Raw genomic sequence first — 25,337 nt, forward strand, 5'->3', positions numbered from 1 at the left:
ACAGGCAGGAGCGACTACTCATCAAGGGCCAGGCGGCAACACTGCCGACCATGAGCCCGGATACATTAGCGCAAGCACGCTTTACCGCTCATCGCTCGTGGTTGCAGGAGATGGGCTGACCATACATCTTCGTTTAGCAGCGGAGAGAGTTGGCAAATCATTCGGATAACTCAGCAAATGATAAAGCCTACACCGAATCCGCCGGATACCGATCCGGCATCCCCGTACGAACCCGATTCAAACAAACTCAACGAGGCCGCCGAGCGGGCTCTCGATTATCACTTTCCGTCGGCTGCCGACATCAAAGCTACCCCGCGTACACCCAGCACCCTCTTTACTGTGGACCCAGAGGTCACGACCGAAACCCTGGCGGTTTATTTGGTTGAGACGCTGGCCTCGGTCGATGTGATGGTCCATCACTTGGTGGACCTTCTCGATGGTGGGGCGCGTAATGCCCTGCTGGGCATCTCCAACAGCATCATGCTGGCGGAGATCACGGCTAATCGGATGTTGGATCAGATAGACCCAACTGAGTAGGTCCGGGCCACTGTGGCAAGGGGACCGCCCCTTGCCACAGAAACGATCTTCTTTTGAATGGTTCGATTACTGCAATTGAAGTAATTGGAGGCAGGGAGCGTCGTTCGCACCCTTTACGAGACCGCACCGCCACGACCTTCAACATCGGCGCCGGCAGCGCCACGCAACTCGATGCCGGCAGCAGCATCAGCGCCGGGTCAAAACTGACGATCAACGCGGCGAACAACCTGACCAGCAAAGGCCAGATCAGCAGCGGCGGCGATGCCACGTTGACCGCCGGCAACGACATCAACCTGCTCGCAGTGGAAGACCGCACCTTCACCCGCGACGCCCTGCGTCGCGGCCTGCGCACCGAAGAAACCCTCACCCAGTTGGGCTCCAGCGTAACCGCCGCGGGCAACCTGACCCTGCACGCCGGTCGCGACCTCAACGCCGTCGCCAGCAAGGCCAGTGCCGGAAAGGACCTGAACGCCAGCGCCGACGGCGACATCAACCTGATCTCGGCCGAGGACGAACACAACCTTGAGAGCAGCTACAAGAAGGGCAACAAAAAGGTTCATGAGATCGATGACCAGACTCGTCAGGTCGCCAGCGAGTTTAGTGCGGGGGGGAACCTGTCGGTCAAAGCCGCAGGGGATGTAACGCTGCGGGCCAGTAACCTGACAGCAGGCGACGAGGCCTACGTTTACGCCGGCAACAACCTCAACGTGCTCGCCGCGGAAAACAGGGATTACACGCTGTATGACATGACGGCCAAAGGCGCGTTTGGGGCGAAGAAAACCAAGCGTGATGAAGTGACGGATGTGAAATATGTCGGCAGTCACATCACCAGCGGAGGGAACCTGACGCTGGAGAGTGGTGGGGATCAGTTGTATCAGGTCGCCAAGCTTGAGAGTGGTAAGGACATCGTTATCGACAGCGGTGGCTCGATTCTTTTTGAAGGGGTGAAAGATCTTCACGACGAGAACCACGCCAAGAGTGACAGCGACCTGGCCTGGTTCGAAACCAAAGGCAGCGGTCGCACCGATGAAACCCTGCGTCAGAGCGAACTGGTGGCCCAGGGCCGACTGGTCATCAAGGCTGCTGGCCAGATCAGCATCGACATCAAACAAGTCGATCAGCAAAGCGTCAGCCAGACCATCGACGCGATGGTCGAAGCCGACCCGAATCTTGCCTGGATGAAGCAGGCGGAAGCGCGTGGTGACATCAACTGGCGCCAGGTGAAGGAGATTCACGAGAGCTTCAAATATGACAGTTCCGGGCTGGGCGCCGGCGCGAAAATCGCCATCGCGATCCTGATGTCTTTCATCATGGGCCCGGCGGGCCTAGGTCTGGTGGGCGGTGGTGCCGGGGGCGTATTTGCCACCAGTCTGGCGACCACTGCGGTCACCAGCACCATCAGCAATAAAGGCAACTTGGGCGCTGCGTTCAAGGAAACGTTTAGTGCTGACAGCCTGAAAAGTGCCGCAATTGCTGGGTTCACTGCGGGCATGCTCGATTATGCGGACACCAATTGGTTCGCCGGGGCGGCGGAAGGTACAAAGTCCGCAAACATTCTTACCAGCACCAATTTCACCGACATTGCGACACGGGTAGCTGGCCGGGCGGTGATCTCCAGCAGCATCTCAACCGCTATTGGTGGCGGCAACTTTGGCGACAACCTTGGTGCGGCGCTGGTGGGAGAGGCCGGGAATGTGGCCATGGCGACTGGGTTTAACTGGATCGGCGATACCATCAAGTTTCCCGAGGGCAGTCTTGAGAAAACCGTAGCGCATGCGTTGATGGGGGGCTTGCTATCGAAGGCTACTGGCGGTGATTTTGCCACCGGCGCGGCAGCGGCGGGGCTTAATGAAGCGCTGACGAATCAACTGGTCAGTCTTGCGGATGGCAACGACCAGTTGCACGTAATGATGTCGCAGTTAACCGGGCTCCTTGCCGCCGCGGCGGTGGATGGGGATCTCCAACAGGGATCAGATATTGCGAAGAACGCCACGCAGTACAACTGGCTGCTACACAAAGAAGTTACAGAGGCGGATAAAGCTCGAGCAGCTTGTGGTTCGGGGAGTGGTGCTCAGGCGTGTCGGGACAACATCACCCGGGCAATATCAGCATTGGATGCCGAAAGACAACGTGATATGGAGGAGTTTGGGCGCCAGATTCAGCTGCGTGGACTACAAGAGGGGTGGACGCTCGATGAAATAAATGCAGCCAAGGCTAGTTATTTTTCAGGCGTTGACACAAAACAACTTACAACCGTCTACCCCCCGTCGATGGAGCCTGGGTTTCTGGCCAGAGAAGGATTTACGGGGTTCAAGGACCGAGCTGTTGCGTGGCCAGGAGGGGTGGTTGACACAGCAAAATCGGCTTGGGATGCCTTTTCATCCCCTTTCGATACGATTGGTGCAATCGCAGGCGGTATCGGCGGGATAGCGCTCGGGATTAAGGACTGGATTACCAGCCCGATCCCGTCGCATGCGCTAGAAAGGGAGTTTGATAAAGTAGCGACCGCCTCTGCCCAGCAGTTAGGGGGTATGGTTTTTGACACGACTACTGGGCTTGCCACAGCTTATATTGGTGGGAAAGCTGTTGAGTGGATTGGTGGGAAATGGGTTGGTGCAAAAGGTGGTAAGGCGGTCCCTGATTTTTACACAAGAGCATCTGGAGAGACTATTCCTTCAACAGGATATAGGTATATTTCGTCTGATGCTCCGTACCTCCAAGACTTGCTCTCCTCGGGAACAATCCCCGCGAACGGCCGAGGCACCTATATTTCTTTTGATAATCTTGGCTCCGGGGCTGCTGGAAAATTGCAGGTTCCGCATGATGCTGCGATTAAAATTGAGTTTGATACAAAACAAATATTGGATGACGTTAAAATTCCTCAAGGGCAATGGGGCAAAGCTGATCATCTTGAACCTATCACTACGGACTTTCCACAATTTGGACCTGGCGGAGCAACTCAGGCGGTTACCACAAAACCGATCCTTGTGAATAAGGTGATTGATACAAATACCGGGAAGGTGCTTTATGACCGTGGAAAATAGACATGATTGGGAGGTTGCCTTCAGAGGGCTTGAGCGATTCTTTGATGAAGGCATGACTTTGTGGCCGAAAGATAAATTTCTCTTGTTATTTCCGAGCGAAGAGATCGCAAATAGTAGTTATGTATTGCAGCAGTTGACTGATCTCGAAAAACAAGGAGCTATCTCTTTTGTAGGTGCTGATGAACTGTATATTAAGGTTCTGAATATTTAGATGGTGCAAAAGGGCCAGGTCAGACAGGAGCAACTCAATGGTTTCCACAATGATGAGTATTCAACCGACTGAAACTATAATTGTCGGCATGTGGATTCTTGAAAACGGAAAGCTTGTAGCTGACACCGTAGCTCAGCGTATCGACCATTTAATCAAGAACGAGCTAACAGGGCTTGGGAGCTCCAGTGATGGCTGGCCAGCCCTCTATTTGGATAAGCGTGATAGTCGCTATTGGGAGTTAAACTATCCGAATAGCAGTGAGCACGGCGGAGGTGCACCATGCTTGACAGTGCTGTCTCGTCATGAAGCTGTGGAGAAATTCAAAGTTTTAGGCTAAATTTTTGTTGGTGCAAAAGGGCCAGGTCAGATCGTTGTGCGCAGCGATAACGATTTCAGCGCAACGGTCAACGGAAACGGCAAACCCAAAGCGTATATCAATGAAAGCGGCGATTTGGTTCCACCCAACATCAACGGGACTGGCAGCGTCCAAACGCACGTGCGTGGTGGCAATTCTGAGAATTCGCCCTATATATCTGTTACTGATCCAATTGCAACGTCGAACCCGAAAAACTATGGGGGCTAACGGGGACAGACCACATTTTTTGAGGCAGATGTATCGGTAGTAGTCCACATTATTATTAATAAAGTTTAGGTCTGTCTCTTTTTATCCCTTCCTGAGTAACGTCAGCAAGAGTGCCTACCGGGTCACCGAGGCCAACGCCTGGAACGCCAGCTACGCCGGGCAGCCACTCGCCAATCAGGCGCCGATTCCGATCGAGGTGACGCAATACCCGATCGAGAACATCACCAATGCCGCTGGTCGCCAGATGCTATCGGATCACTTGGCGCTTTCGGCTAAAACTGAAGGTAATGTGATAAACACGTTCTCAAACCAGTATGGAAAATTCGAGGTTAAAGAGTCATTATTCGTGGGGCCGTCGGGCAAAGCTGCTAACTGTCAGAGCACGCTCCAGATTCTTGATGACGGAACTCATAAACTGAGTACGGTCATACCGCTTCACTGAGGATGCAGTAATGGAGTTTCCTAACGAAAATGATTTTTTGGAGGCGTTTGGTATCGAACCTGTTGAGGTCGACCAAAATTTGGCCTTATGTCGTTATAAAGTGAAGTCAAGAAATAGCGATCTTGAATTGGATTGTTCTTTTAGCGCGGTTATGGGGTCGTTTCAGGTTGTATTGAAGTTCGCCATGCAGGAACTCGCTATCATTTCGTCAGAAAACGTGAAGTCTATCGAGATCGTGCGGGAAAGTTCAGAAGCGGGAGTCCGTGTTGTCTTTGATATTTGTGATTCAATTTCAGAGGCCAGAGTTATGTTTGAACCTGATTTGAGTTGCCGGTGGTGGACGTTGCGTAAAACGTAGCTGCGGTCATTTAATCCTGCTGCCTGATTGGAGCAAAAGTGACTGGTACCTCGGTAGGGGTAACGGGGGCAGACCACATTTTCTGTATAGAAAACGTGGTCTGTCCCCATTTTCCCTTTGCCAATGGAATGTCAAAAGACAATGCTGCTTTGAATACCTGGACAGGCCAAATACCCCAGAAATACGGATGCACGAAGGTCGAAAAAATTGACACCATTGGTGAAATTACCTATGTCACTTTTGGAAAATAGACATTTGTTAGCGCAAATACTGAATGGGAAGTCGCCAAGCATCGTGTTGAATATGATGCTGGAGGTCGATCATGATTTAGATAAATACGCTTTAGCAGATATCTTTTTGGAAGAGTTTGATCGTCTGGATAGCAGAATTCTTCCTGTAATATGGAAGTGGAAGAGTGCCAAATCTATTAGAGGTATATCGGATCAACAATTTGATGAAACGGTACTGTTGCTGATGAGGTCTGCGGGTTACATGGTGTAAATAATAAAGGGGCTTAGGTTTTCCCTAAAATTCATTGTTGTAAAAGCAACAGGCGTCGTTGACGGAGAAAACGGGGGGCAGACCACATTTTCTACCCGTCTCGGGTGGAGTTTGGTTGCAAATTACTGAGGGGCTCTAAAAGCCAAGGTTGTGCATAATGAGTGAAGTTATTTATCCTCGTCGTAAAGTTTTCCTGGCTTTTTTTCTTTGTCCGCTAATACTTGGATTCATTGCTGGAATTATCAAAACAGTAGCAGTACTCGCCGAGTTGGTGAGTAATCCAAAATTGCTAGATTCGGTGAGGGGGGCTGAATTGCTGTTGATGCCGTTTTTGACCCCGCTTCTCATACAGTTGGCTTTCTTCCTGCCATTTCTGGGTTACGCATTGGTGATTGTATTAATTAAAGTCAAGAAGACACCTCGTAACTGTATTGTTGTTTCCTTTTTTGGAAGCTGTGTGGTCGCGTCGTGGGTGTTGTTGTTTATTTCAAATGTGGTGCAAAATATCAAGGGGGCCCAGTATTCGGACTATGTTATTGAATTGCTGGTGCTGTTCGCCGCATCAATGGCTACCTGTTGGTTAACGGCCCATTTCTTTTTACCTGAGGGAAGTCAGGTTGAAGGTTAGAGGGGTTAAGGGGGGGCAGACCACATTTCCTGTATAGAAAACGTGGTCTGTCCCCATTTTTCTCTGTGACTGGAGAATATATTTCTAACAATCATGTTTCCTATGCGGACTAGGATGTAAATATGTCTATCGTTCGGAAGGGTATTGTTGTCGCTGGCGAATATTCTGGCTGGAATATTTTTGTTGATGATGACCGTGATGGCGACACTGGTGGGTATTATCTTTACTTGAAAAAAAGTGATGCTGAGGGGTTTGATTACTGGTTTGAACATGAGGTTGGGCTTCAAGCCCAACTAGTTGATTTTGAAGTGGATTGGATAGATTGGTATATTTAATTAGCATTATTTTTAGTTTGCCTTTGGTGCAAAAGGCGCAGGCGGGAGTGCTCTTCCAAACAGAGTTTCGGCTGTATGTGTGCTAGATGATAGTGTCTTCGCACAAGTGTTAGCGAAGCCCACAAAAGCATTCGGTGAAGAAGGACAAAGTATTTATTCACCAGCAGCTGTGTGGTCTGTCCCCATTTTCCCCTCGGATTAAGGTGATCGAATGGAACCAGGCACCGAATGGGACATATTTCCCCAAGAAGGGAAATGACACAAAAGCCTTTGAGGGAAATATTCCTCAGTCGGTTCTTGATAGTTTAGGGTTGAATTGATGAAAATTTATCAGGGTAGTATTTCTAAAGAGTCGTTGAATCTGTTTGTTTCGGATATTGGTTCCGGAGAGTTTTTTTCATATGTAGGGCACTTGGTTTCATTGGAGCAAGCAATTTCTGTTCTAGGTTTGCTTTCTCCTGATTTTATTGAGTTTGATGGCCACGTTTTCTGGCTGCCTAACGCTCAGCAATACGAACCGCAAAAAAATCATTTGAAGGGACTGGTCGAGACTGAAACTGGTGTGTTGAAACAAAGTGCATCGCGTAGAGACGTTGAACGATACAGAAATATTTTTTCAATAAATCAGTTCTTTTCAAAGTGGGAAGATGCGCCGAGCCGACCCGTATTTAAGGTTGGCCTGCCGGAAGAAGATTATCGTCTTTGTCATTTATTTGCCGAGCAGATCACTAGATATTGGCGGCGCGCGTTATCAGACTGCTTTCCAGAGAAGGTGTTTCAGTTTGAAATTGCTGATGATCTTCTCGATGAATATGGGGTTTGTCTGACATTCTGGCAGCTGTAGTTGTAACCTCCGAGCCAAAGGGGTCACAAAAAGGGTGCAAAAGAGGCGGGTGCCGTTGGGAGTGATGCTGAAAGGATAACGAGGATAGACCATGTTTTCTAAGAGATGATAGGGGGAACGTGGTCTGCCCCCATTTTTCTCATGGGCGTCCGCAGGGGGGATTGATTGACGGAGGCATTATGGCCGGTTTGTTGGAAATTGTGTTTGACGATGTCGGCAAGGACCTAGTCTTGCCATTGCTGGAGGCTATTATTTCTGATTCTGAGTCAATCGTTGGTGCCGGGTGTTCAGAGGGTTTTCCGGTTTGGAGTAATGGAAATATTCAGCTAGATGCCATCAGGGCTGCGATTGAGTTTGATGCGGCAGTCAGTGTTTTCGTCAATGTTCAGAGCTTAAGATTTACTGACATGAGTGTGAAATCAGCACTCGTGCGGATTGTTAAATATGAAAATATTTTTGATCTTGATATTAGTTTTGATGAGGGTGATGCCGGGTTGTGCAGTGCTGATATGGTTGTTGATTTGTTTGCGTATTCAGAAAAAATAAATAAACAGTTTAAATTTGTTAATTGTTATTTTGGGGTGGAGCCTGCGTCAGATGAAACGACACGTTTTTTCACTAATAAAGTGTTGGGGCCAATAAAGTAAGGCGCGTAAATTGATGCTGGGAGATCGAGCAAACATTCAATTTTTCAGGTGGAAAACGTGGTCTATACCCATTTTTCACGTAAACAAGGAATGATAAGAATCAATGGTGTATAGGTAATCGCTTTTTAAAGGGGTTTTAGAAGTGAAAAGTCAAGAGTTGCTATCTAAACTCCATGCAATGGGCGTCAATAGTAATAGCTACTCTTTGGGGGGGATTCGCCACAGCGATTGTGTCTGTGTCGTTTTGGAAGGTGGCAACTGGAAAGTTTATTACGTGGAGCGTGACCGACCAGATCAGCTTGCGGTGCTAGACAATGAAGAACAAGCCTACGATTTTGTTTACGAAACATTTTGCAAGTGGCTTGGTTTCGCAATCGTAAAGGAATGAGTTAACCATTCAGAATACTCACATGGCTTCTAATTGGGCCAAATACTCGCTTAAAAGGACATCGTACGTGAAAAGAACCACGCTATTCGCAATGACCCTGATTCTCACACTTACCGGCTGCCATTCCAACGTCAGGGACTCGTCCCCCAGCCTGCTGAAAGACGGCATTCAACTGCGCCAGAACACGGTGGCAGTCGATGCACAGCACGCCGAGGTCATCATGAAAGCTACAGGCAGCACCCATCCCGTACAGTTTTCAGTCAAGCGTGCCGCCGATCCTGACCAGCGAATGGAGTTGCTTGGAACTGTAGTGGATTCGGGCCAGGGCAAGGTGTTCGGCTGGATCGCCAAACTCAACGAAGTGGCCAACAGTGCCACGGTTAAACGCTTCCCGCAGTTGGAAGCACAGGCCGATGCCGATAAGGCATTTCAGGTGTCGGGATATTCGAATAGCAGGGTGGCAGGCGGCTTGTATAGTTGCGGTCCGCTGCAAAGTTCCTTTGTCCCGGAAAGAGCCAAGGTTTACCTGGTTGAGTTCCAGTTTATTGGCTCCGATTGCGAACAGCATGTTTACGATGTCACCCAGCCTGATCAGCGTATTCCCGTGGCGAGCGTACCTGCGGTGTGAAAGTGGTTCATCTATTGCTCACGCGATAAAAAACGGGCGACCCAAAAGGTCGCCCGTTTTCATTGGCGGTGCGATTTTTGCTGAGAACAGTGCCGTTCTCCTGGGACCTAAACGCGAGCCTACCGCGATCTGCTCCGCGTCAAACGACGTAAATTGACCCCGAAATTCTGCTGATCTAGTATGCGGCATCATTGCGCCATCACTTTAGATTCAGGGACCGAATATGCTGTCCAGAGCCATCACAGCAAGCCTTCTACTGGCATTGGCCGGTTGTACCAACATCAAAGTCGACCCGGTCGCTCCTCAATACAAAATCTCCCAACTCTGCATCGAAGAGAACCCGAAAGTGGTGGTGGGCGATTTCGTCGATGGCCTGCAGACGCTGTTGCGCAAGCACAACATCGACAGTCGGCTTTACGCGACGCCCATTCCGGACAGTTGTGAGTATCGCCTGACTTACACCGCTATTCGTTCCTGGGACTTTTCCCCGTACTTGTCCGATGCCAATGTCCGGCTCTTCAGGGGCGATCAACAGATCGGTTTCGGGCAATACCACCTGACGGGCGAGGGCGGTTTTGATCCGTCCAAAGTGGCGTCGGTCGAGGAAAAGATGGGGCCGGTGATCAACCAGTTACTGGGGCAAAACAAATGAGCGCAGCAATGAAAAGTATTCCGGCGTTGTTGCTCATGCTGTTGTTGGCCGGCTGCGGTCACACTAGCTCCAGCCAGACTTACTTCGAGCCACCGGCGCCACCTCAGGGTAAGGCGTTGGTTTACATGATGCGGACCCAGGTCATTCAAGGCAGCTTTTATGACAGCGTGTTCAGCATCAATGACAGTGCGGTGGTGGGGCTTAATGACAAGACCTATTCCTGGGTGTTGGTGAGTCCGGGCCTGCACAAGGTATCGGCCGGGCCGCGTCCGCATCCCCGAAACGTATTTCTGACCCTCTCGGTCGAGCCAGGTAAAGAGTACTTCGTTGAATACACGCAGGAGTACGCGGCGGAGATGGTTCGGGTGCGGGATGCCAAGGACGGGAAAGCCATGGTGAAGGGGTATTCGTATATACCGGTGAAGTAGCCGATAGCGGTGTGTCAGTTGTATCGGTGTTGATTGTAAGTGAGGCATCGCGAGCAAGCTTGCTCCTACAGGAATTGCAGTGTTCACGGACATTGTGTCCGGCCCTGACCGCTGAGGAAGCAAGCTGGTTCGCGAAGGTGTGGTCTACCCCCCATGGCAGCAGCTCGAATTCACCTTGTCTTCATACCTGTCGTGATGCCTTACCCATTCCATGATCTGCACTTCGTTGCGCCCCTTGGGTGTCAGGTCGAGGTAGTTATAGGCGCCGACCAGCATGTCCAGGCCACGGGCATAAGTTGAATAGGTGTGAAAAATCTCGCCTGCTTCGTTGCGATAAAACACGCTAAGGCCTGGGAGTTCTTCTTCGGCGCCGTCAGTTTTTTCATAGTTGTAGGTGGCTTTTCCGGCGGCAACATCTTCAGCTCGGGCCGAGACGCCAAAGTCGTAGTTAAAGTCGCAACCTTCTGACGACACCCAATCGAATTTCCAGCCCATGCGTCGCTTGAACGCCTGGAATTCGGCGAAGGGTGCGTGGGAAACCGCCACCACCGCCACGTCGTGATGCGCCAGGTGCTGGTTGGCGCCGTCGATGTGGTCGGACAGGAATGAGCAACCGGGGCAGCCTTCGTCCCAACCGTCGGCAAACATGAAGTGGTAGATGACCAGTTGGCTGCGACCGCCGAACAGGTCGGCCAGCTTCAATTCACCATTGGGGCCCTGGAAGTGATAGTCCTTGCTGATTTTCACCCAGGGCAGGGCGCGGCGTTCGGCACTGAGTTTGTCCCGTTCCCGGGTAAAGGCTTTTTCGTGGGCCAGGTGTTGTTTGCGGGCGGCGAGCCATTCTTCTCGCGACACGACCGGATGGTTCTGAACGTTCATCGGGTTTTCTCCTGCGCAATGCTGGGCGGTAACTGACACAACCTTGTCGTTTGACCTATGCCAAATTCGACATACCGCCGGTCAGCGCCGTTAAAGAACTGCGCTGAACGGCGGCGAGCGGTGTCGGTCACAACCTATGAAGGCCATCACACTCACGGGTTTTGGAGGTTGGACAGGATGACGACTTATAACTGGGATTTGATTGAACGCCTGCTGCACGAAGTGCAGAACGCAGCACCCAGCTTCACGCCACGGCCCTATGCCGAGCAGTACGCGGCGGAGAAAGCCACGGAGGGCGAAGAGACTGAGAACCTGGATCACCTGAAAGCGGTGGCCGGCGAGTATGAAAAGTTACTGTTGGCGCGTGGCTACATCGAGCCTAGGCCTGAAGAGCAGGGTGGAACCGGTTCGAATTACAGGCTGACGATGCGGGGTTCAAGGTTGTTGAGCCTGATCGACAGCAGCATTCCGGGCAATGATCATCCGAGGCAGGTGCTGGATGAGCAGGACGATGCGCTGGATGAGGTGACGTTTGATGAGGTGGCGTCCCACGCGCAGATTGCCTGAAGCCCCCCGCATATCCCTTGTAGGAGCTGGCTTGCCGGCGATTGCGGTCTTTCAGCCAGCATGGATGTTGGATGTAACGGCCTCATCGCTGGCAAGCCAGCTCCTACAGGGGGTTGTGGTGGAGTGACTATCCCTGCTTCGCTGCCTTAAGGCACTTCAAGTCGTTGAAGTCTTGGCGCACTCCTTCGATTTTTTTCAGCAGCCGCTGGCGTTGAACCGGTGTGCTTTCGGCCATCAAATCCACAAACAGGCTTCGTGCCTGTGCTTCGGTGTTGGCGTAGGCCTTGCGGTATTCGGGTGTCCATAAGCTCTCGCGATTCACCAGAAGTGTCTCGATGCGCTGTGGGAATCCTGGACTCTGGCGCTGCGCGACCGCCGCGCTGAACTGTTTCTGCCAATGTACGCGGTTGGCAATCCATTGCGTGTTCTGGTCGCCCAACGCATTTGACCAGGCAACGACCCGTTGTTGTTGGGGCTGGCTCAGCGGTCCGATCCAGCCATCCAGACGTTTTTCCATGCGCTCGCTACGCTCCTTGATCTGTTGAGCGAGCGACGGTTTCACGTAGTCCTGCTGGCGTTTGCGCTGGTCCTTGGCAAAGGCTTCGTTCATTTCCGCGACTTGTTTGTCGTCCAGCCCCTGCAACAGCTCGATGGCTGACGGGGTGATTTCCCGGGCGGTCTGGGCGATGGCTTGTTTGGCTTCCTGGGTGCGGGATTGCAGCGCGGCGTCGGTGACCTGATTGGTTTCGACCATCACCTGCAAACGGTCCAGCCAGTCGAGATAGCCTGGCAGTTGCGTGGTGCAGTGCCAGCTCAGGTGTTCCTTGAGGCGCTCGTTGAACCAGCCTTTTTGCTCGCCGTTCATGTCCAGGTAATCGCTGAGCGTCCACGGGATGATCACGTCGAGGTTGCGATAGGCCAGGCCCATGCGGCTGCAGGCTCCGAGGGCAAGACTGAGGGTGATGACGACGGCGAGACACTTCAACCAGCGCGACATGGGCGAGTCCTTGCGAAAGCGTAGGTTCTCATGTGATCGCAGGATGAGCCCGCCAGTTCAGCCAATCAATAAAACGCGCGTTCCGCCTTGAGGGTGACCAGGCCATCGCACTGACTGTTGTGCCCGGAATAGGCCGAGCAGTCACTGCCGCTGAGGCTCGAATCGCTATAGATCAGGTCAAGGTCGATGCCCATGAACGGGCGGGACAGTGTCAGCGACCAGTCGGTGAAGCTGCCTACATACCCACCGTCCACCGACACCGGAGTATTGAGCTGGTGAGTGGTGTATTTCATGCTGATCCCGACGCCGAACGGCTGATTGCCACGGAGGTCGGCGAACACGGTGCTGTTCTGTTTGTCCGGATCGTTGCTGAACGCAGCGCCGAATCGACTGCCGAGCAGAGTCAGGCCGCCGAAAAGTTCCTGGGTGTCCAGGGTGCCCACTTTGGGGTAGCTGTAACGGATCATGCCGACTTCGTAGCCGAGGGTTTGATCGAAGGGCTGTTTAAACCCCACGTAGGAATCGACTTCAAGGTTGTTGCCCGGACTCAACCCCATGCTTGGCGACCATTGGCCGAAGTAGAAGCCGCTGTCGTGGCTCAGGTCGAGCCCGCCGTGGAAAGAGCCGGTGGTCGAGGGTTTGACCAGCCCCTGGGCCATGCTGCGGCTGGGGGTGGTGCCGAGCTTGAGGTCGAAGTCGCCCAGTTCACGCTGGAAGATTTGCGCGTTGGCGGCCGAACACAACAGCAGACTGCCAAGCAAGAAAAGAGAGGGTTTGAGCATGCGTCACTCCATGACAGCGAGGAGCAGAAACAAAAACTGCTGAAACGCTTGGTCTAGACGTGTGCAAGCATACCGGCGAATGCTCGGCATCGAGGGCCGTTCGTCGATTTTTGAAATATTGATGGGGTTTGGCGGGGTGTTACGGGGGAGGGTTCCAGTCCAAGCGCTTCGAAGCTCAAAGCGCTTAGGGACCAGGTAACGCGGGTGTTATTTTTTGCCCAAGGTAATCTGCTTGGACGGGCCGAACGTCTGGCCGCTGACGCCTTTGGCAATTTGCTGGATCTCGCCGCCGGATTTGAGGAACGCAGCAATCTGATTGTTGATCGATTCGCTGGTTTCAACGGCTGGAGCTGGCTTTGCTTTGCTGGTGGATGCTTTTACGCGCATGGCGGCCATTAACCTGTAGAAAATTAACTTGGCCACGCATCGTACAGGAAATACTTGACAATTGCTTGGCAAATATCCCCCTGAAATACACATCACAAAAGCGCTATTAATCGCAAGTTATTATTCGAGTTATGTCCCTAAGCTGCTGTTTTAAATAAGAACATCGGTGGGGAAGAATGGATTTTTGCCTGGCTGGAAGGGAGATGAATCGACAGGTCGGCCTGACGAGCGGCCAGACCCGCCTGTCAAACCCCAGGAAAATTAAGGCCCCCAGAGGATTTTCTCGCGCCACCGGGCCGGGCGCCGAACGCGGCCTGCAAAAACGGGTAGAATGCCGCCCACGCAATGAGGGTATTGGAAATGGCTTTAGTCGGGCGTTACAACAGTTTGCAAGTGGTTAAACACACTAACTTCGGTTTATATCTGGACGGTGGTGCGGACGGCGAAATCCTTCTGCCTAATCGTTATATTCCCAAAGATATTCCCAGCGAAGATGAAGACTGGCTCAACGTTTTTATTTATCTGGACAGCGATGACAAACTCATCGCAACTACCGAAAAGCCGAAAGTTCAGGTCGGTGAATTCGCCAGTTTGAAAGTCGTTGAAGTCAACAGCATCGGCGTTTTCCTGGATTGGGGCTTGCCGAAGGATCTGTTGCTGCCGTTCTCCGAAGAAAAGCGTCAGATGACCGCGGGCGAGTACGTCGTGGTGCATGTCTACCTCGATAAGCACACCCGTCGCATCACCGCGACCGCGCGCCTGGACCGTTACCTCGACAAGACCCCGGCCAACTACACCCCTGGCCAGGAAGTTGATCTGCTGGTTGCCGAAGCCACCGATATGGGCTTCAAGGCAATCATCAACAACAAGCACTGGGGCTTGATCCACAAGAACGAAATCTTCAAGTTCATGCGCGCCGGTAAAGAAGAGAAGGGCTTTATCAAAGAAGTCCGTGCCGACGGCAAGATCAGCCTGAGCCTGCAACCAGTGGGTGAAGAAGCCGCCACCAGCCTGAACTCGAAGATCCTCGCCAAATTGCGCGACAACAACGGCGCGCTGCCGGTGAGCGACAAGAGCGATCCTGCGGTGATCACCAGCATGTTCGGTGTCAGTAAGGGCAACTTCAAGAAGGCCATCGGCGCGCTGTACAAGAATGGCCAGATCGTCATTCATGCCGATCGCATTGAACTGAAGTGACGTCGCGCAAGATGGCGTCCGTGGTGACTTGAAGGTCTCCCACAGGCTACTTTTTCTGGCCATCTGGTTAATAATCGACAGCATAAATATTTGCCCCGACCTTGAGTCGGGGCTTTGCTTTCTACTGTGAGTCACTGCCATGGATTGTATTGTCGAGGTGTTCCGGTGAGCGCCACCCGGCGTAGCGCCGATGGGTTTGCCCTGCAAGTGATGGTCGGGTTGTGCCTGATCTGGGGCGTACAGCAAGTCATGATCAAGTGGGCGGCGCCGGACATCGCGCCAGTCATGCAGGCGGCCGGTCGGTCAGGCATTTCTGCGTTGCTTGTAGGATTGCTGATCTGCTGGAAGGGCGGCTGGGATCAGGTCAGCCATACGTGGCGCGGCGGACTACTGGCCGGCGCGCTGTTTGGACTGGAATTTTTCTTCATTTCCGAAGGCTTGCAGCTGACCACGGCCGCACACATGTCGGTGTTCCTTTATACGGCGCCGATCTTCACCGCGTTGGGCGTGCACTGGCTGTTGCCGAGTGAGCGTTTAAGACCGGTGCAATGGTTGGGGATTTTTCTGGCGTTTGTCGGGATTGCCATCGCGTTTGCCGGCGGGGTGTCCTGGGACAACCTCGATCACCGCATGTTGATGGGCGATGCACTGGGTGTGCTAGCCGGTGCATCTTGGGGGGCGACCACGGTCGTGGTGCGGGCCTCGCGCCTGTCGGAAGCGCCGGTGACGCTCACGTTGTTCTATCAGTTGATTGTCGGTTTCGTCGGCCTGCTGCTGATCGCGATGCTGAGTGGCCAGGTTACCCACGTCAGTCTGACCACCGTGGCCGTGGCCAGCGTGCTGTTCCAGGGGCTGGTGGTCTCGTTTTTCAGCTACCTGACGTGGTTTTGGTTGTTGCGCCGGTATCTGGCGGCGAACCTCGCGGTGTTTTCGTTCATGACGCCGTTGTTCGGTGTCACGTTCGGTGTGGTGTTGCTGGGTGAGGCGCTGAGTCTCAACTTTGTCATCGGTGCCGTGCTGGTGCTGCTCGGCATCACGTTTGTCAGCGCTGAGCAGTGGGTGCGCCGTCGTTTGCGCAAAGCCCTTGGCCAGCAGTGACCGGTCAACCCAGGGTGTCGATTCAGGCCCGGGCGATTGCCTGAGCTAATGGTCAGGTATTTTGATCAATTCAGTAACAGATCATTGCGGATTTTGCCGAGCATTTCGTAGGACTTCGGACTATTATCAGTGCGAAGGGGCTACAGAATTTCAGCCGCTCGGCACTACCCTGAAGGGGGCACCATGAAAGAGAAAATTCAAAACTGGCTGCATGACCTGGGTGTCGCACTCGGTTTGATCGAACCGCCTCTGCAACCTGTGCCTATTCGCACTGACGATGAACAGCGTCGACGCCAGCAGCGTCGTCGGTAACGTCAAGGTCTGGAACACCGCAGCCGTGTTGTAGCAGCTTTCGACGGCTGCATTCGGCTGCGTAGCAGGTGTAAATTCAAAAATCGGGCGAAATCAGTACCGCCCCGATCTCCATCAAAAACCGACTCAGATCATTCGCCGTCCTGGCGATTTTGAGCATCCGCTCTTCCTCGGTGCTAAATGCCTGTTGTTTTCCCTGGTGTCGAGTACAGCAGGCGTCAGCCGTGCGAGCGCTGCCACTCATCAATCATCGTGCGCAAATGTTCCCCGGAAAAACTGCCGAAATGCCCGCCATGCACGGTGCGGATAGGCAACTCACGCAAGCGTTGCAGACTGCGCGCGTAGTCGTCGAGGTTGGAATGGTAAGCGTCTTCGATCAGCGGCCCGTCGTAGATGATGTCGCCGCTGAACAGGGTTTCGGTCGCTGCTTCATACAGGCTGATGCCGCCCGGTGAATGTCCCGGCGTGTGCAGCACCTGCAACACGCGATTGCCCAGATCCAGCACGTCACCTTCCTCGATCATTCCCGTGGCCGGCGCGGCTTTGACCCGGTACTCGGCGTAACACAGCGGGCAATCAGGATGCGCCTCGAACATATCGTCGCCGACGAATGCCCGGCTCAAATCGTTTTCGCCGTCAGGTGCCGCCAGGATGTCGGCCTCGGCGGGATGCACCAGGCGTTCGGCAAATTCGTGATGGCCGGCGATGTGGTCGAAATGGCAATGACTGGCCACCGCCACCAATGGCCGTTCGGTGATCCACGGCAGTTGCTCGCGCAGGCTCACCAAACCGGAGCCGCTGTCCAGCAGCAGGTCCTTGTCGCGGCCCTGAATGTGCCAGAGGTTGCAGCGGTAGAAGGGACGGATGTAAGGCTCGTGAATCAGACGGATGCCGTCGCTGAGTTGCTTGACCTCGAACCACTGATCGCGAGAAACAATCTTCATCAAAGGTTTTCTCCAGACGAAAAAAAACGGGTGTGGCAACCGACGCCACACCCGTCGAAGAAAGCATCAAGTCGTTATAGAAAGCTTAGATGGCGTTCGCCACCGCAGCCGGGCGGCGAGACATCAGGCTCACCACAATGAAGCTCACCAGACCTGCGAGCAGGCTGTAGTAGATCGGGGTGTTGGCATCCAGACCGTCCTTGACCATGAACAGCAGAGCGGTTGCGAAGCCCAGGCCCATGCTGGCGATGGCGCCGGCGGTAGTGGCGCGTTTCCAGAAAATCGCACCCATCAGCGGGATCAGCATGCCGCCGACCAACAGGTTGTAGGCCAGGGTCAGGGCGCTGATCACATCGTTCACCACCAGGGCGATACCCAGCACGACAATACCGGTCAGCAGCGTCACCAGGCGGTTCAGGCTCAGGCTCGACTGTTTACCGCCACGCAGTTTAGGTAGCAGGTCTTCGCTCAGAGTAGTGGCGGCAGCCAACAGGCCTGCGCTGGCGGTGGACATCATGGCGGCCAGTGCAGCGGCGATGACCAAGCCACGGATACCGTCCGGCAGCGACAGTTTGACGATGGCGGCGAAAGCGTTGTTGACGTTGTCCAGATCCGGGATCAGTACGTGAGCGGCCATGCCGATCAGGGCGCACGCCAGACCGTAGATGATGCAGTAGAGGCCTGCGGCAGTACCGGCGTATTGCGCGACCTTGGCGGTCTTGACGGTGAACACCCGTTGCCAGATGTCCTGACCGATCAGGATGCCGAAGAAGTAGATCACGAAGTAGGTGATGATGGTGTCCCAGCCGATGGTGGTGAAGCTGAAGCTCGCCTCCGGCAGTTTGGCCACCAACTGATCCCAGCCGCCGACGCGGTACAGGCAGATCGGCAACAGGATGAACATCAGGCCCACGGTCTTGATGACGAACTGGACGATGTCGGTCAGGGTCAGGGACCACATGCCGCCGATCGCCGAGTAAATCACCACCACGCCACCGCCGACCAATACCGACAGCCAGAACGGCAGGTCGAACAGCACTTGCAGCACGGTGCCGATGGCCAGGATCGAAACCACGCCGATCATCAGTGCATACGCCAGCATGATCACCGCGCTCGCGGAGCGGGCCATCGGGTTGTAGCGTTTTTCCAGCACCTGGGTAACGGTGTAGATTTTCAGTTTCAGCAGCGGTTTGGCGAGGAACAGGTTCAGCGCCACGATTCCGCAACCGAGGGCCGCGCAGAGCCAGAAACCGGAAATGCCATGGACGTAGCCCAGGCGCACGGTGCCGACGGTAGAGGCGCCGCCCAGAACGGTAGCGGCCATGGTGCCCATGTACAGGCTCGGGCCGAGGTTACGACCGGCGACCAAAAAGTCTTCGTTGGTCTTGGCCTTGCGCATGCCGTAGTAGCCGAGTATCAGCATCGCGGCGGCGTAGATGAGTACGACGAATAAATCCAATGCCATGATGGCGTGTCTCCGATTGTCTTTTTTATGGTGAGGCTGAAATCAATCCCTGTGGAGTATCAATCCCTGTAGGAGCGAGGCTTGCCCGCGAAGGGGGCGCCACGGTCTGTCAGCCAGACCGCGTTATCGTTCTTCGCGGGCAAGTCGGAACGCCGCATCGCTCGCTCCTACAGGTCATCCCTAACCACAGGTAATGCGTTTAATCAGGCGGCTTGTCGCAACGCCGGTTTACCGAGCGAATCCGTGCTCTTGCTGCGTGGATCATTCGGGCCGAACACCGCAGCCGATTCCGGGAACAGGCTCAGCAGCGCCAGGTACACCAGCGAGGCCAGGCCGAGGGTTACCGGCAGGCTGATGTCGATGCCATCCGCCAGATTCCCCAGTACACCCACGAATTGCCCCGGCAGGTTCACAAAGCACAAACCGACCAATGCACTCGGGATCCAGGCACCCAGCCCACGCCAGTTCCAGCCGTGGGTGAACCAGTAACGACCGCCTTTCTCGCCGCGGGTGAACACTTGCAGGTCATCCGGGCAGTAGAAGCCACGGCGCACCAGCAGGCCGATGATCATGATCACCATCCACGGAGTGGTGCAGGTGATGATCAGCACGGCGAAGGTCGACACGCTCTGCACCAGGTTCGCCGCAAAGCGTCCGATGAAGATGAAGGCAATCGACATCACACCGATCAACAACGTGGCCTTGACCCGCGACAGTACACGCGGGAACACGCTGGACATGTCCAGCCCGGTGCCATACAGCGAGGTGGTGCCGGTGGACATGCCGCCGATCACCGCAATCAGGCAGACCGGCAGGAAGAACCAGCTCGGCGAGACGGCCAGCAGGCCGCCGACGTAGTTGTTGGCGGCGATGTAGTCCGGCGCCTTGATCGCTACGATAGTGGCGGTGGCGAGGCCGAACAGGAACGGGATGAACGTTGCGATCTGCGAGATCACCACTGCGGCCATGATCCGGCGCTTGGAGGTTTCACGCGGGATGTAACGCGACCAGTCGCCGAGGAACGCGCCGAAGGAAATCGGGTTGCTCATCGCCACCAGCGCAGCGCCGATGAAGGCGGCCCAGAAACCCGGTTGGCCCATGCTCACGGTGCCGGCGTAGTTCACATCGAAAGGACCGGCGAAAGCGAAGATGCCCAGCAGGAACAGCAGGCTGGCGCTCCACACCGCGATCTTGTTGACCCACAGCAGGAAACGGAAGCCGTAGATGCAAACCGTCAGTACCAGGATCGCGAACAGACCGTAGGCCAGGCCCAGGGTCAGGTCGGTTTCCGGCAGGCCGATCAGGCGTTTTGCGCCACCGATCAGCGCATCACCCGAACTCCACACCGAGAGCGAGAAGAACGCGATAGCGGTCAACAGCGACAGGAACGAACCGACGATCCGCCCGTGCACGCCGAAGTGCGCACCGGAAGACACGGCGTTGTTGGTGCCATTGATCGGGCCGAACAGGCCCATCGGCGCGAGGATCAGCGAGCCCAGCAACACGCCCAGCACAATCGCCCAGACGCCCGCCTGGAATGACAGGCCGAACAGCACCGGGAAACTGCCGAGCACGGCGGTGGCAAAGGTATTGGAACCGCCGAAGATCATCCGGAACAAGTCCGTCGGGCCTGCGGTGCGTTCGTTGTCCGGGATCTGTTCGACCCCGTAGGTTTCAATGTGCGTAAGGCTTTGGTCGTTGTTGTTGTTATTCATGATCTGCTCCGATCATAAAGGCGCGCTCATCGTGTGTGAGCGTCACCTGTTTGGCTAAGGGGTTGGCAGCCCTTCCGGCATTGCGGACAAATGTTCGTGGCAGGCCAGCCATAGGCCTTGTTGTTCTTGGCCAGACGCTTGTTTCTTGAAAACAATCGTCTCGCGCTCCTGGCTGAAGTGTTGCTCCCCTTGCATGCGCAGCTCGGTGGCCACGTCATGGATGAAAATCGCGACGTCACCTTGCAGGCTGACGAAAGCGTTGCTCGAGGTGCACGACAGCACCTCGAAGCCATCCTCGGCACGCCAGGTGTCCCACAACGCCTGATAGGCATCGCGCGACAGCAGAGGCTGCTCGAGGGTGTAGAAGACGAAGCTGGCATCGGCGCTGAAGGCGCCGAAGTAGGCTTCGCGATCGTTACGGGCAAAGGCTGCCACCAGATCGGCGGCAGCGTGCAGAACCTGATCACGTTCGTTCATGACCAATCCTCAGCGGTGGGCCACGCCAGGCAGTACGCAGAGCATTTCGTACAGCAGGTTGGCGCCCAGCAGCGAGGTGTTGCCGGTGGTGTCATAAGCGGGCGAGACTTCTACCAGGTCGCAACCGACCAGGTCGAGACCTTGGCAGCCACGAACGATCTCGATCGCCTGAATGGTGGTCAGGCCGCCGATTTCCGGAGTGCCGGTGCCAGGTGCCCAGGCCGGGTCGATACCGTCGATATCGAAGCTCAGGTACACCGGACCGCCGCCGACTTTCTCGCGAACTTCGGCCATCAGGGGGGCCAGGGATTTGTGCCAGCATTCTTCGGCCTGAACCACACGGAAGCCCTGATTGCGGCTCCAGTTGAAGTCATCGGCGGTGTAGCCCTGAGCGCGCAGGCCAATTTGCACTACACGGTCGCAATCCAGAAGACCTTCTTCGACGGCGCGACGGAAGGTGGTGCCGTGGGCGATTTTCTCGCCGAACATGTGATCGTTCACATCGGCGTGAGCGTCGATGTGCACCAGGCCGACCTTGCCGTGCTTCTTGTGGATGGCACGCAGGATCGGCAGGGTGATGGTGTGGTCGCCGCCGAGGGTCAGCGGGATCACATCGTGTTCAAGGATGTTGTCGTAGGACTCTTCGATGATCCGCACGGCGTCGAGCAGGTTGAAGGTGTTGATCGCGATGTCGCCGATGTCGGCAACCGACAGCGAGTCGAACGGTGCAGCGCCTGTGGCCATGTTGTACGGGCGGATCATGACCGATTCAGCGCGGATTTCACGTGGCCCGAAACGGGTGCCAGGGCGCAGGGAAGTACCGATGTCCAGTGGGATGCCGATAAAGGCAGCGTCCAGGCCGGCAGCGGTAGGTACATGGGGGAGTCGGAGCATGGTGGCGATGCCGCCGAAGCGCGGCATTTCGTTGCCGCCCAGTGGTTGGTGAAGAATCTTGTCCACGGGTAAGGCCTCATCGTCGTTGTTTTATTTATGTCGGTTGCACCGCACCGGGGAGGCTCGGGCACCGTTAGGGGCCGATTCTGCGAAATGTAGTGACCGGGAAGAATCGCTACGGACAAATACTTAGTTCAGATTTTTCTAAACTAATGGCGGGAGGGGAGATAGACTTCTCGTCTGCCCGGAGGTCCTCTTCGCGGGCAAGCCTCGCTCCTACAGGATTTGTCTGTGTCTCGAAATCGGCGCCGACCTGTAGGAGCCGGCTTGCTGGCGATTCGGTTGCGCAGCAACCGCCGTCAAACAACGCGGACTCACCGATACACGCTACGGAGCCCCCATGGCCAACGCTTTACCCGACCTGAAACTATTACGCATCTTCGTCAGCGTGGTCCGCCATCAGGGGTTTGCCAACGCCCAGCAAGAGCTCAACCTCTCGACTTCGGCGATCAGCACCTACATGAGCCAGCTCGAAGCGGCCCTCGGCCTGGTGCTGTGCCATCGCGGGCGCGGCGGTTTCAGCCTGACCAGCAAAGGCGAGCTGTTCCATCAGGAAACCCTGCGCCTGCTCGGCGAACTCGAAGGCTTCGAGCAATACGCGGCGGCGCTGAAAGGTGAGCTGCGCGGTACGCTGAACCTCGGCGTCATCGACTCCACCGTCAGCGACAAGGCCTTGCCGTTCGCCGAAGCCATCGGCGCCTACAGCCAGGAACACCCGGCCGTGCATTTGCACCTCTCGGTGATGAGCCCGTACGAGCTGCAACTCGGCGTACAGGACAACCGCCTCGATTTGGCCATCGGTGCGTTTTCCACGCGCATGAGCGGGCTGGTCTACATGCCGTTGTACCGCGAGCAACACTGGCTGTATTGCAGCAGCCGTCATCCGCTATTCACCGAGCGGCGCATTCCCGAACAAGTCATCACCCAGCAGCGCATGGTCGGTCGCGGTTACTGGAGCCAGGCCGAACTGGCGCGCCACGGCTTCAAGCACAGTGCCGCGACCGTGGAAAGTATGGAGGCGCAGTTGATTCTGGTGCTGTCCGGCGCCTATATCGGTTACCTGCCGGAGCATTACGCCCAGGCCTGGGCCGACAAAGGTGATTTACGCGTGTTGCTGCCGGCGACCTTCGGTTACCAGGCGCCGTTCTCGATGATCATGCGCCGGGGCCGCAGCCGCGAACCGTTGATCCAGACCTTCCGCGACCTGCTCAAGGCGCAGCTCAATCAGGCTTGAAACCATGTCCAGAATCCAATGCCCGCGCTGTCTGCGCCCGCAAACCCACTGCCTGTGCCCATTGATCCCGAGCCTCGACAGCCGCACTCGGGTGTTGCTGCTGCAGCATCCGAGCGAAGTGAACCATGCGCTGAACACCGCAAGTCTGGCGGCGTTGGGGTTGAAGAATGCCGAATTGATTGTGGGTGAGGTGTTCGAGGATTTGCCGGCGCTGTTGAATCAGCCGGGCTATCAGGCGCGATTATTGTTTCCGGCCGATGATGCGCAACCGATGCAGGCTTACACCGCAAACGATGAGCCACTCTTGTTGGTCGTTCCGGATGGCACCTGGCGCAAGGCGCGCAAAATGCTGCACCTCAATCCGCTGCTGGCGGCATTGCCCCGAGTGACATTGGCGGATGGCGGTGTGTCGCGTTATCGGTTGCGCAAGGCGCCGGCGCCGGGGGCGTTGTCGACGGTGGAGGCGATTGTGCAGGCGTTGCAGACGCTGGAAGCGCCTGTCAGTTTCGAGCCATTGTTGAAACCGTTTGAGGCGTTGATCGAGGGGCAGATTGCGGCGATGGGGGAGGAGGTTTTTCAGCGCAACCACGGTCCGAAATAATCGTTGGACTTGAAGGCCTCATCGCGAGCAGGCTCGCTCCCACAGTTGACCGGGTTCCTCCAGAAGAAACGCGATCACTGTGGGAGCGAGCCTGCTCGCGATGACGGTAAAACAATCAAAGAAAATCTCAGCAAAAACTACCTTTCCCGCATCGCCTCTGTCCGGGCCTTAAGCACCGGTTTCAGCAGATAATCCAACACACTTTTCTCCCCGGTAATAATATCCACCGTCGCCACCATCCCCGGAATGATCAGCAGTGGTTTCACATCCCCGCCCAAGTGGTTTTTATCGGTCCGCACCTGAATCAGATAGAAGCTGTTGCCCTTGTCATCAGTAATCGTGTCCGCACCAATCAACTCAAGCCTGGCACTCAACCCACCATAAATCGTGTAGTCGTACGCACTGAACTTGACCATCGCTTTCTGCCCCGGATGCAGGAACGCCACGTCTTGCGGGCGCACCTTGGCTTCGATCAGCAGGTTGTCTTCGATGGGCACGATTTCCACCATGTCGCTGCCCGGCTGAACCACGCCGCCGATGGTGTTGACCTTCAGCACTTTGATAATCCCGTGTACCGGCGATACCACCGTGGTGCGGCTCACGCGGTCGTCGATGGCGATGCTCGACGCGGTGATTTTCGACAGCTCGGTGCGTTTCTCATTGAGCTCTTTCGCCGCGTCCGAGCGGAAGGATTGTTCCGACTCGTCGATCTTGCTTTTGATCTCGTTGATCGCCGACTCGGCGCGAGGAATCGCCAAGGTCGTGGCATTCAGCGAACCGCGGATTTCCACTGCGCTGCGTTTGAGCCGCAGGATTTCCACCGGCGACACCGCCCCGGTGCCCACCAGCGGCGCAGACATGTTCATTTCCTGTTGCAGCAACGCCAGGCTTGAACTGTATTGACCCTGTTTGGAGCGGAATTCCGCCAGTTCCTGGGTTTTCTGCCGCAGTTGTTCGGTCAGCGTGCGTTGCTCGCTGGCCAACCGGCGTTGCCGTTGTTCGTACAGCGAACGCTCGTCCTCGGCCACTTGCGGGGCTTTGGCGATCACCTCCGGCGACAAACTGAATGGCCGTCCCTCGGCCTCGGCGGACAGGCGTTCGACCTGCGCGGTCAAGGCATAACGATCCGCTTCACTCTCGCCCTTGTTCGACAGAAACCGCGTGTCATCCAGGCGCAGCAACGTGTCGCCCTTGTTCACCATTTGCCCTTCGCGCACGAAAATCTCGGTGACGATGCCGCCCTCCAGGTTCTGGATCACTTGAACCTTGCTCGACGGAATCGCCTTGCCTTCGCCCATTGTGACTTCCTGCAACACGGCGAATTTGGCCCAGACCACGGCGCTGATGATCAGCGCAGCGGCGAGCCACACGGTGATCCGCGACCAGCGCGGGGAATCCTGCAATGAGGCGCCGGCCGTCTCCGGCATGAACTCGCTTTCGGCACTTTTGCTGAAGCTGTCGAAGTAGCCGCGTGAGCTTTGTGACGATGACATGAGCGGACT

30 protein-coding genes are annotated in these 25,337 nt (G+C 55.3%); 20 read left to right on the forward strand and 10 right to left on the reverse strand.

The window, feature by feature from the left end:
• The first annotated feature begins 177 nt into the window (after positions 1 to 177).
• The 14 genes from IB254_RS28885 (at position 178) to IB254_RS28950 (ending at position 10,226) form a co-directional block, all read left to right on the forward strand.
• Positions 178 to 537, forward strand: a complete 360-nt coding sequence (locus IB254_RS28885; protein ID WP_192420837.1) for a DUF6124 family protein — start codon at positions 178 to 180, stop codon at positions 535 to 537.
• 53 nt (positions 538 to 590) lie between these two features.
• Positions 591 to 3,581 carry a DUF637 domain-containing protein gene (locus IB254_RS28890; protein ID WP_192420839.1) on the forward strand — a complete coding sequence of 997 codons (2,991 nt, stop codon included), beginning with the start codon at positions 591 to 593 and terminating at the stop codon, positions 3,579 to 3,581.
• Positions 3,565 to 3,792 (forward strand): hypothetical protein, encoded by a 228-nt coding sequence (locus IB254_RS28895; RefSeq protein ID WP_192420841.1) that lies wholly within the window; start codon positions 3,565 to 3,567, stop codon positions 3,790 to 3,792. Before IB254_RS28890 ends, IB254_RS28895 begins: the two co-directional genes overlap by 17 nt.
• A 37-nt stretch (positions 3,793 to 3,829) precedes the next feature.
• Positions 3,830 to 4,129, forward strand: coding sequence for an Imm27 family immunity protein (locus tag IB254_RS28900; RefSeq protein WP_192420843.1), 300 nt, complete (start codon positions 3,830 to 3,832; stop codon positions 4,127 to 4,129).
• Between the two features lie 698 nt (positions 4,130 to 4,827).
• Positions 4,828 to 5,175: a hypothetical protein gene (locus tag IB254_RS28905; RefSeq protein ID WP_192420845.1), complete on the forward strand. Its 348-nt coding sequence runs from the start codon at positions 4,828 to 4,830 to the stop codon at positions 5,173 to 5,175.
• A gap of 231 nt (positions 5,176 to 5,406) precedes the next feature.
• On the forward strand, positions 5,407 to 5,676 hold the full coding sequence (locus IB254_RS28910) for a hypothetical protein (RefSeq protein WP_192420847.1): 270 nt from the start codon (positions 5,407 to 5,409) through the stop codon (positions 5,674 to 5,676).
• Positions 5,677 to 5,833: 157 nt separating this feature from the next.
• The gene (locus tag IB254_RS28915; RefSeq protein ID WP_192420849.1) at positions 5,834 to 6,304 is read left to right on the forward strand and encodes a hypothetical protein; all 471 of its coding nucleotides are present in this window, start codon (positions 5,834 to 5,836) and stop codon (positions 6,302 to 6,304) included.
• Between the two features lie 122 nt (positions 6,305 to 6,426).
• Positions 6,427 to 6,639 carry a hypothetical protein gene (locus IB254_RS28920; RefSeq protein WP_192420851.1) on the forward strand — a complete coding sequence of 71 codons (213 nt, stop codon included), beginning with the start codon at positions 6,427 to 6,429 and terminating at the stop codon, positions 6,637 to 6,639.
• A 319-nt stretch (positions 6,640 to 6,958) separates the two neighbouring features.
• Positions 6,959 to 7,483: a hypothetical protein gene (locus IB254_RS28925; protein WP_192420852.1), complete on the forward strand. Its 525-nt coding sequence runs from the start codon at positions 6,959 to 6,961 to the stop codon at positions 7,481 to 7,483.
• Between the two features lie 179 nt (positions 7,484 to 7,662).
• Positions 7,663 to 8,130, forward strand: a complete 468-nt coding sequence (locus IB254_RS28930; protein ID WP_192420853.1) for a hypothetical protein — start codon at positions 7,663 to 7,665, stop codon at positions 8,128 to 8,130.
• Positions 8,131 to 8,272: 142 nt separating this feature from the next.
• A complete protein-coding gene (locus tag IB254_RS28935; protein ID WP_192420854.1) occupies positions 8,273 to 8,518 on the forward strand; it encodes a hypothetical protein in 246 nt (81 codons plus the stop codon).
• A gap of 67 nt (positions 8,519 to 8,585) precedes the next feature.
• Positions 8,586 to 9,146, forward strand: a complete 561-nt coding sequence (locus IB254_RS28940) for a hypothetical protein (protein WP_192420855.1) — start codon at positions 8,586 to 8,588, stop codon at positions 9,144 to 9,146.
• 223 nt (positions 9,147 to 9,369) lie between these two features.
• The gene (locus IB254_RS28945; protein ID WP_192420856.1) at positions 9,370 to 9,798 is read left to right on the forward strand and encodes an Sbal_3080 family lipoprotein; all 429 of its coding nucleotides are present in this window, start codon (positions 9,370 to 9,372) and stop codon (positions 9,796 to 9,798) included.
• 8 nt (positions 9,799 to 9,806) lie between these two features.
• Complete coding sequence (locus IB254_RS28950) at positions 9,807 to 10,226, forward strand: DUF2846 domain-containing protein (RefSeq protein ID WP_192420857.1); 420 nt, start codon at positions 9,807 to 9,809, stop codon at positions 10,224 to 10,226.
• 144 nt (positions 10,227 to 10,370) lie between these two features.
• On the opposite strand, the gene IB254_RS28955 is transcribed toward IB254_RS28950, so the two are convergent.
• Complete coding sequence (locus tag IB254_RS28955) at positions 10,371 to 11,105, reverse strand: DUF899 domain-containing protein (protein ID WP_192420858.1); 735 nt, start codon at positions 11,103 to 11,105, stop codon at positions 10,371 to 10,373.
• A 177-nt stretch (positions 11,106 to 11,282) separates the two neighbouring features.
• On the opposite strand from IB254_RS28955, the gene IB254_RS28960 reads away from it, so the two are divergent.
• Positions 11,283 to 11,672: a hypothetical protein gene (locus tag IB254_RS28960; protein ID WP_008034272.1), complete on the forward strand. Its 390-nt coding sequence runs from the start codon at positions 11,283 to 11,285 to the stop codon at positions 11,670 to 11,672.
• 127 nt (positions 11,673 to 11,799) lie between these two features.
• Here IB254_RS28960 and IB254_RS28965 read toward each other — a convergent pair whose 3' ends face one another.
• From IB254_RS28965 to IB254_RS28975, 3 genes are all read right to left on the reverse strand, one after another.
• Positions 11,800 to 12,669 carry a DUF6279 family lipoprotein gene (locus IB254_RS28965; RefSeq protein WP_192420860.1) on the reverse strand — a complete coding sequence of 290 codons (870 nt, stop codon included), beginning with the start codon at positions 12,667 to 12,669 and terminating at the stop codon, positions 11,800 to 11,802.
• A gap of 65 nt (positions 12,670 to 12,734) precedes the next feature.
• Entirely contained in the window at positions 12,735 to 13,451 is a 717-nt protein-coding gene (locus IB254_RS28970) for a TorF family putative porin (protein ID WP_192420862.1), read from the reverse strand.
• Between the two features lie 207 nt (positions 13,452 to 13,658).
• A complete protein-coding gene (locus IB254_RS28975; RefSeq protein WP_028621608.1) occupies positions 13,659 to 13,847 on the reverse strand; it encodes a hypothetical protein in 189 nt (62 codons plus the stop codon).
• A 351-nt stretch (positions 13,848 to 14,198) separates the two neighbouring features.
• Here IB254_RS28975 and IB254_RS28980 point away from each other — a divergent pair, with 351 nt between their 5' ends.
• From IB254_RS28980 to IB254_RS29715, 3 genes are all read left to right on the forward strand, one after another.
• Positions 14,199 to 15,035: a S1 RNA-binding domain-containing protein gene (locus IB254_RS28980; RefSeq protein WP_008034266.1), complete on the forward strand. Its 837-nt coding sequence runs from the start codon at positions 14,199 to 14,201 to the stop codon at positions 15,033 to 15,035.
• Between the two features lie 165 nt (positions 15,036 to 15,200).
• Positions 15,201 to 16,133, forward strand: a complete 933-nt coding sequence (locus IB254_RS28985; RefSeq protein ID WP_008040970.1) for a DMT family transporter — start codon at positions 15,201 to 15,203, stop codon at positions 16,131 to 16,133.
• Between the two features lie 183 nt (positions 16,134 to 16,316).
• Positions 16,317 to 16,445: a PA1414 family protein gene (locus IB254_RS29715; RefSeq protein WP_007914492.1), complete on the forward strand. Its 129-nt coding sequence runs from the start codon at positions 16,317 to 16,319 to the stop codon at positions 16,443 to 16,445.
• Between the two features lie 218 nt (positions 16,446 to 16,663).
• Here IB254_RS29715 and IB254_RS28990 read toward each other — a convergent pair whose 3' ends face one another.
• From IB254_RS28990 to speB, 5 genes are all read right to left on the reverse strand, one after another.
• Positions 16,664 to 17,389: an MBL fold metallo-hydrolase gene (locus IB254_RS28990; RefSeq protein WP_008040969.1), complete on the reverse strand. Its 726-nt coding sequence runs from the start codon at positions 17,387 to 17,389 to the stop codon at positions 16,664 to 16,666.
• Between the two features lie 85 nt (positions 17,390 to 17,474).
• Complete coding sequence (locus IB254_RS28995; RefSeq protein WP_008034261.1) at positions 17,475 to 18,854, reverse strand: sodium:solute symporter; 1,380 nt, start codon at positions 18,852 to 18,854, stop codon at positions 17,475 to 17,477.
• A gap of 203 nt (positions 18,855 to 19,057) precedes the next feature.
• Positions 19,058 to 20,569 carry a purine-cytosine permease family protein gene (locus IB254_RS29000; RefSeq protein ID WP_008034259.1) on the reverse strand — a complete coding sequence of 504 codons (1,512 nt, stop codon included), beginning with the start codon at positions 20,567 to 20,569 and terminating at the stop codon, positions 19,058 to 19,060.
• A gap of 54 nt (positions 20,570 to 20,623) precedes the next feature.
• The gene (locus IB254_RS29005; RefSeq protein WP_008040968.1) at positions 20,624 to 21,046 is read right to left on the reverse strand and encodes a YybH family protein; all 423 of its coding nucleotides are present in this window, start codon (positions 21,044 to 21,046) and stop codon (positions 20,624 to 20,626) included.
• 9 nt (positions 21,047 to 21,055) lie between these two features.
• Positions 21,056 to 22,006: an agmatinase gene (gene speB / locus IB254_RS29010; protein WP_008034256.1), complete on the reverse strand. Its 951-nt coding sequence runs from the start codon at positions 22,004 to 22,006 to the stop codon at positions 21,056 to 21,058.
• A 334-nt stretch (positions 22,007 to 22,340) separates the two neighbouring features.
• Between speB and IB254_RS29015 the strand changes: the two genes are divergently transcribed.
• Together IB254_RS29015 and IB254_RS29020 are read left to right on the forward strand one after the other, a co-directional pair.
• Positions 22,341 to 23,234, forward strand: coding sequence for a LysR family transcriptional regulator (locus tag IB254_RS29015; protein ID WP_008034255.1), 894 nt, complete (start codon positions 22,341 to 22,343; stop codon positions 23,232 to 23,234).
• A 4-nt stretch (positions 23,235 to 23,238) separates the two neighbouring features.
• Positions 23,239 to 23,835 (forward strand): tRNA-uridine aminocarboxypropyltransferase, encoded by a 597-nt coding sequence (locus IB254_RS29020; RefSeq protein ID WP_192420864.1) that lies wholly within the window; start codon positions 23,239 to 23,241, stop codon positions 23,833 to 23,835.
• 137 nt (positions 23,836 to 23,972) lie between these two features.
• On the opposite strand, the gene IB254_RS29025 is transcribed toward IB254_RS29020, so the two are convergent.
• Positions 23,973 to 25,328, reverse strand: a complete 1,356-nt coding sequence (locus IB254_RS29025) for an HlyD family type I secretion periplasmic adaptor subunit (protein WP_192420866.1) — start codon at positions 25,326 to 25,328, stop codon at positions 23,973 to 23,975.
• Positions 25,329 to 25,337 lie beyond the last annotated feature (9 nt).

The sequence above is a fragment of the Pseudomonas sp. PDM03 genome (genome assembly GCF_014852385.1).
Classification (GTDB): domain Bacteria; phylum Pseudomonadota; class Gammaproteobacteria; order Pseudomonadales; family Pseudomonadaceae; genus Aquipseudomonas; species Aquipseudomonas migulae.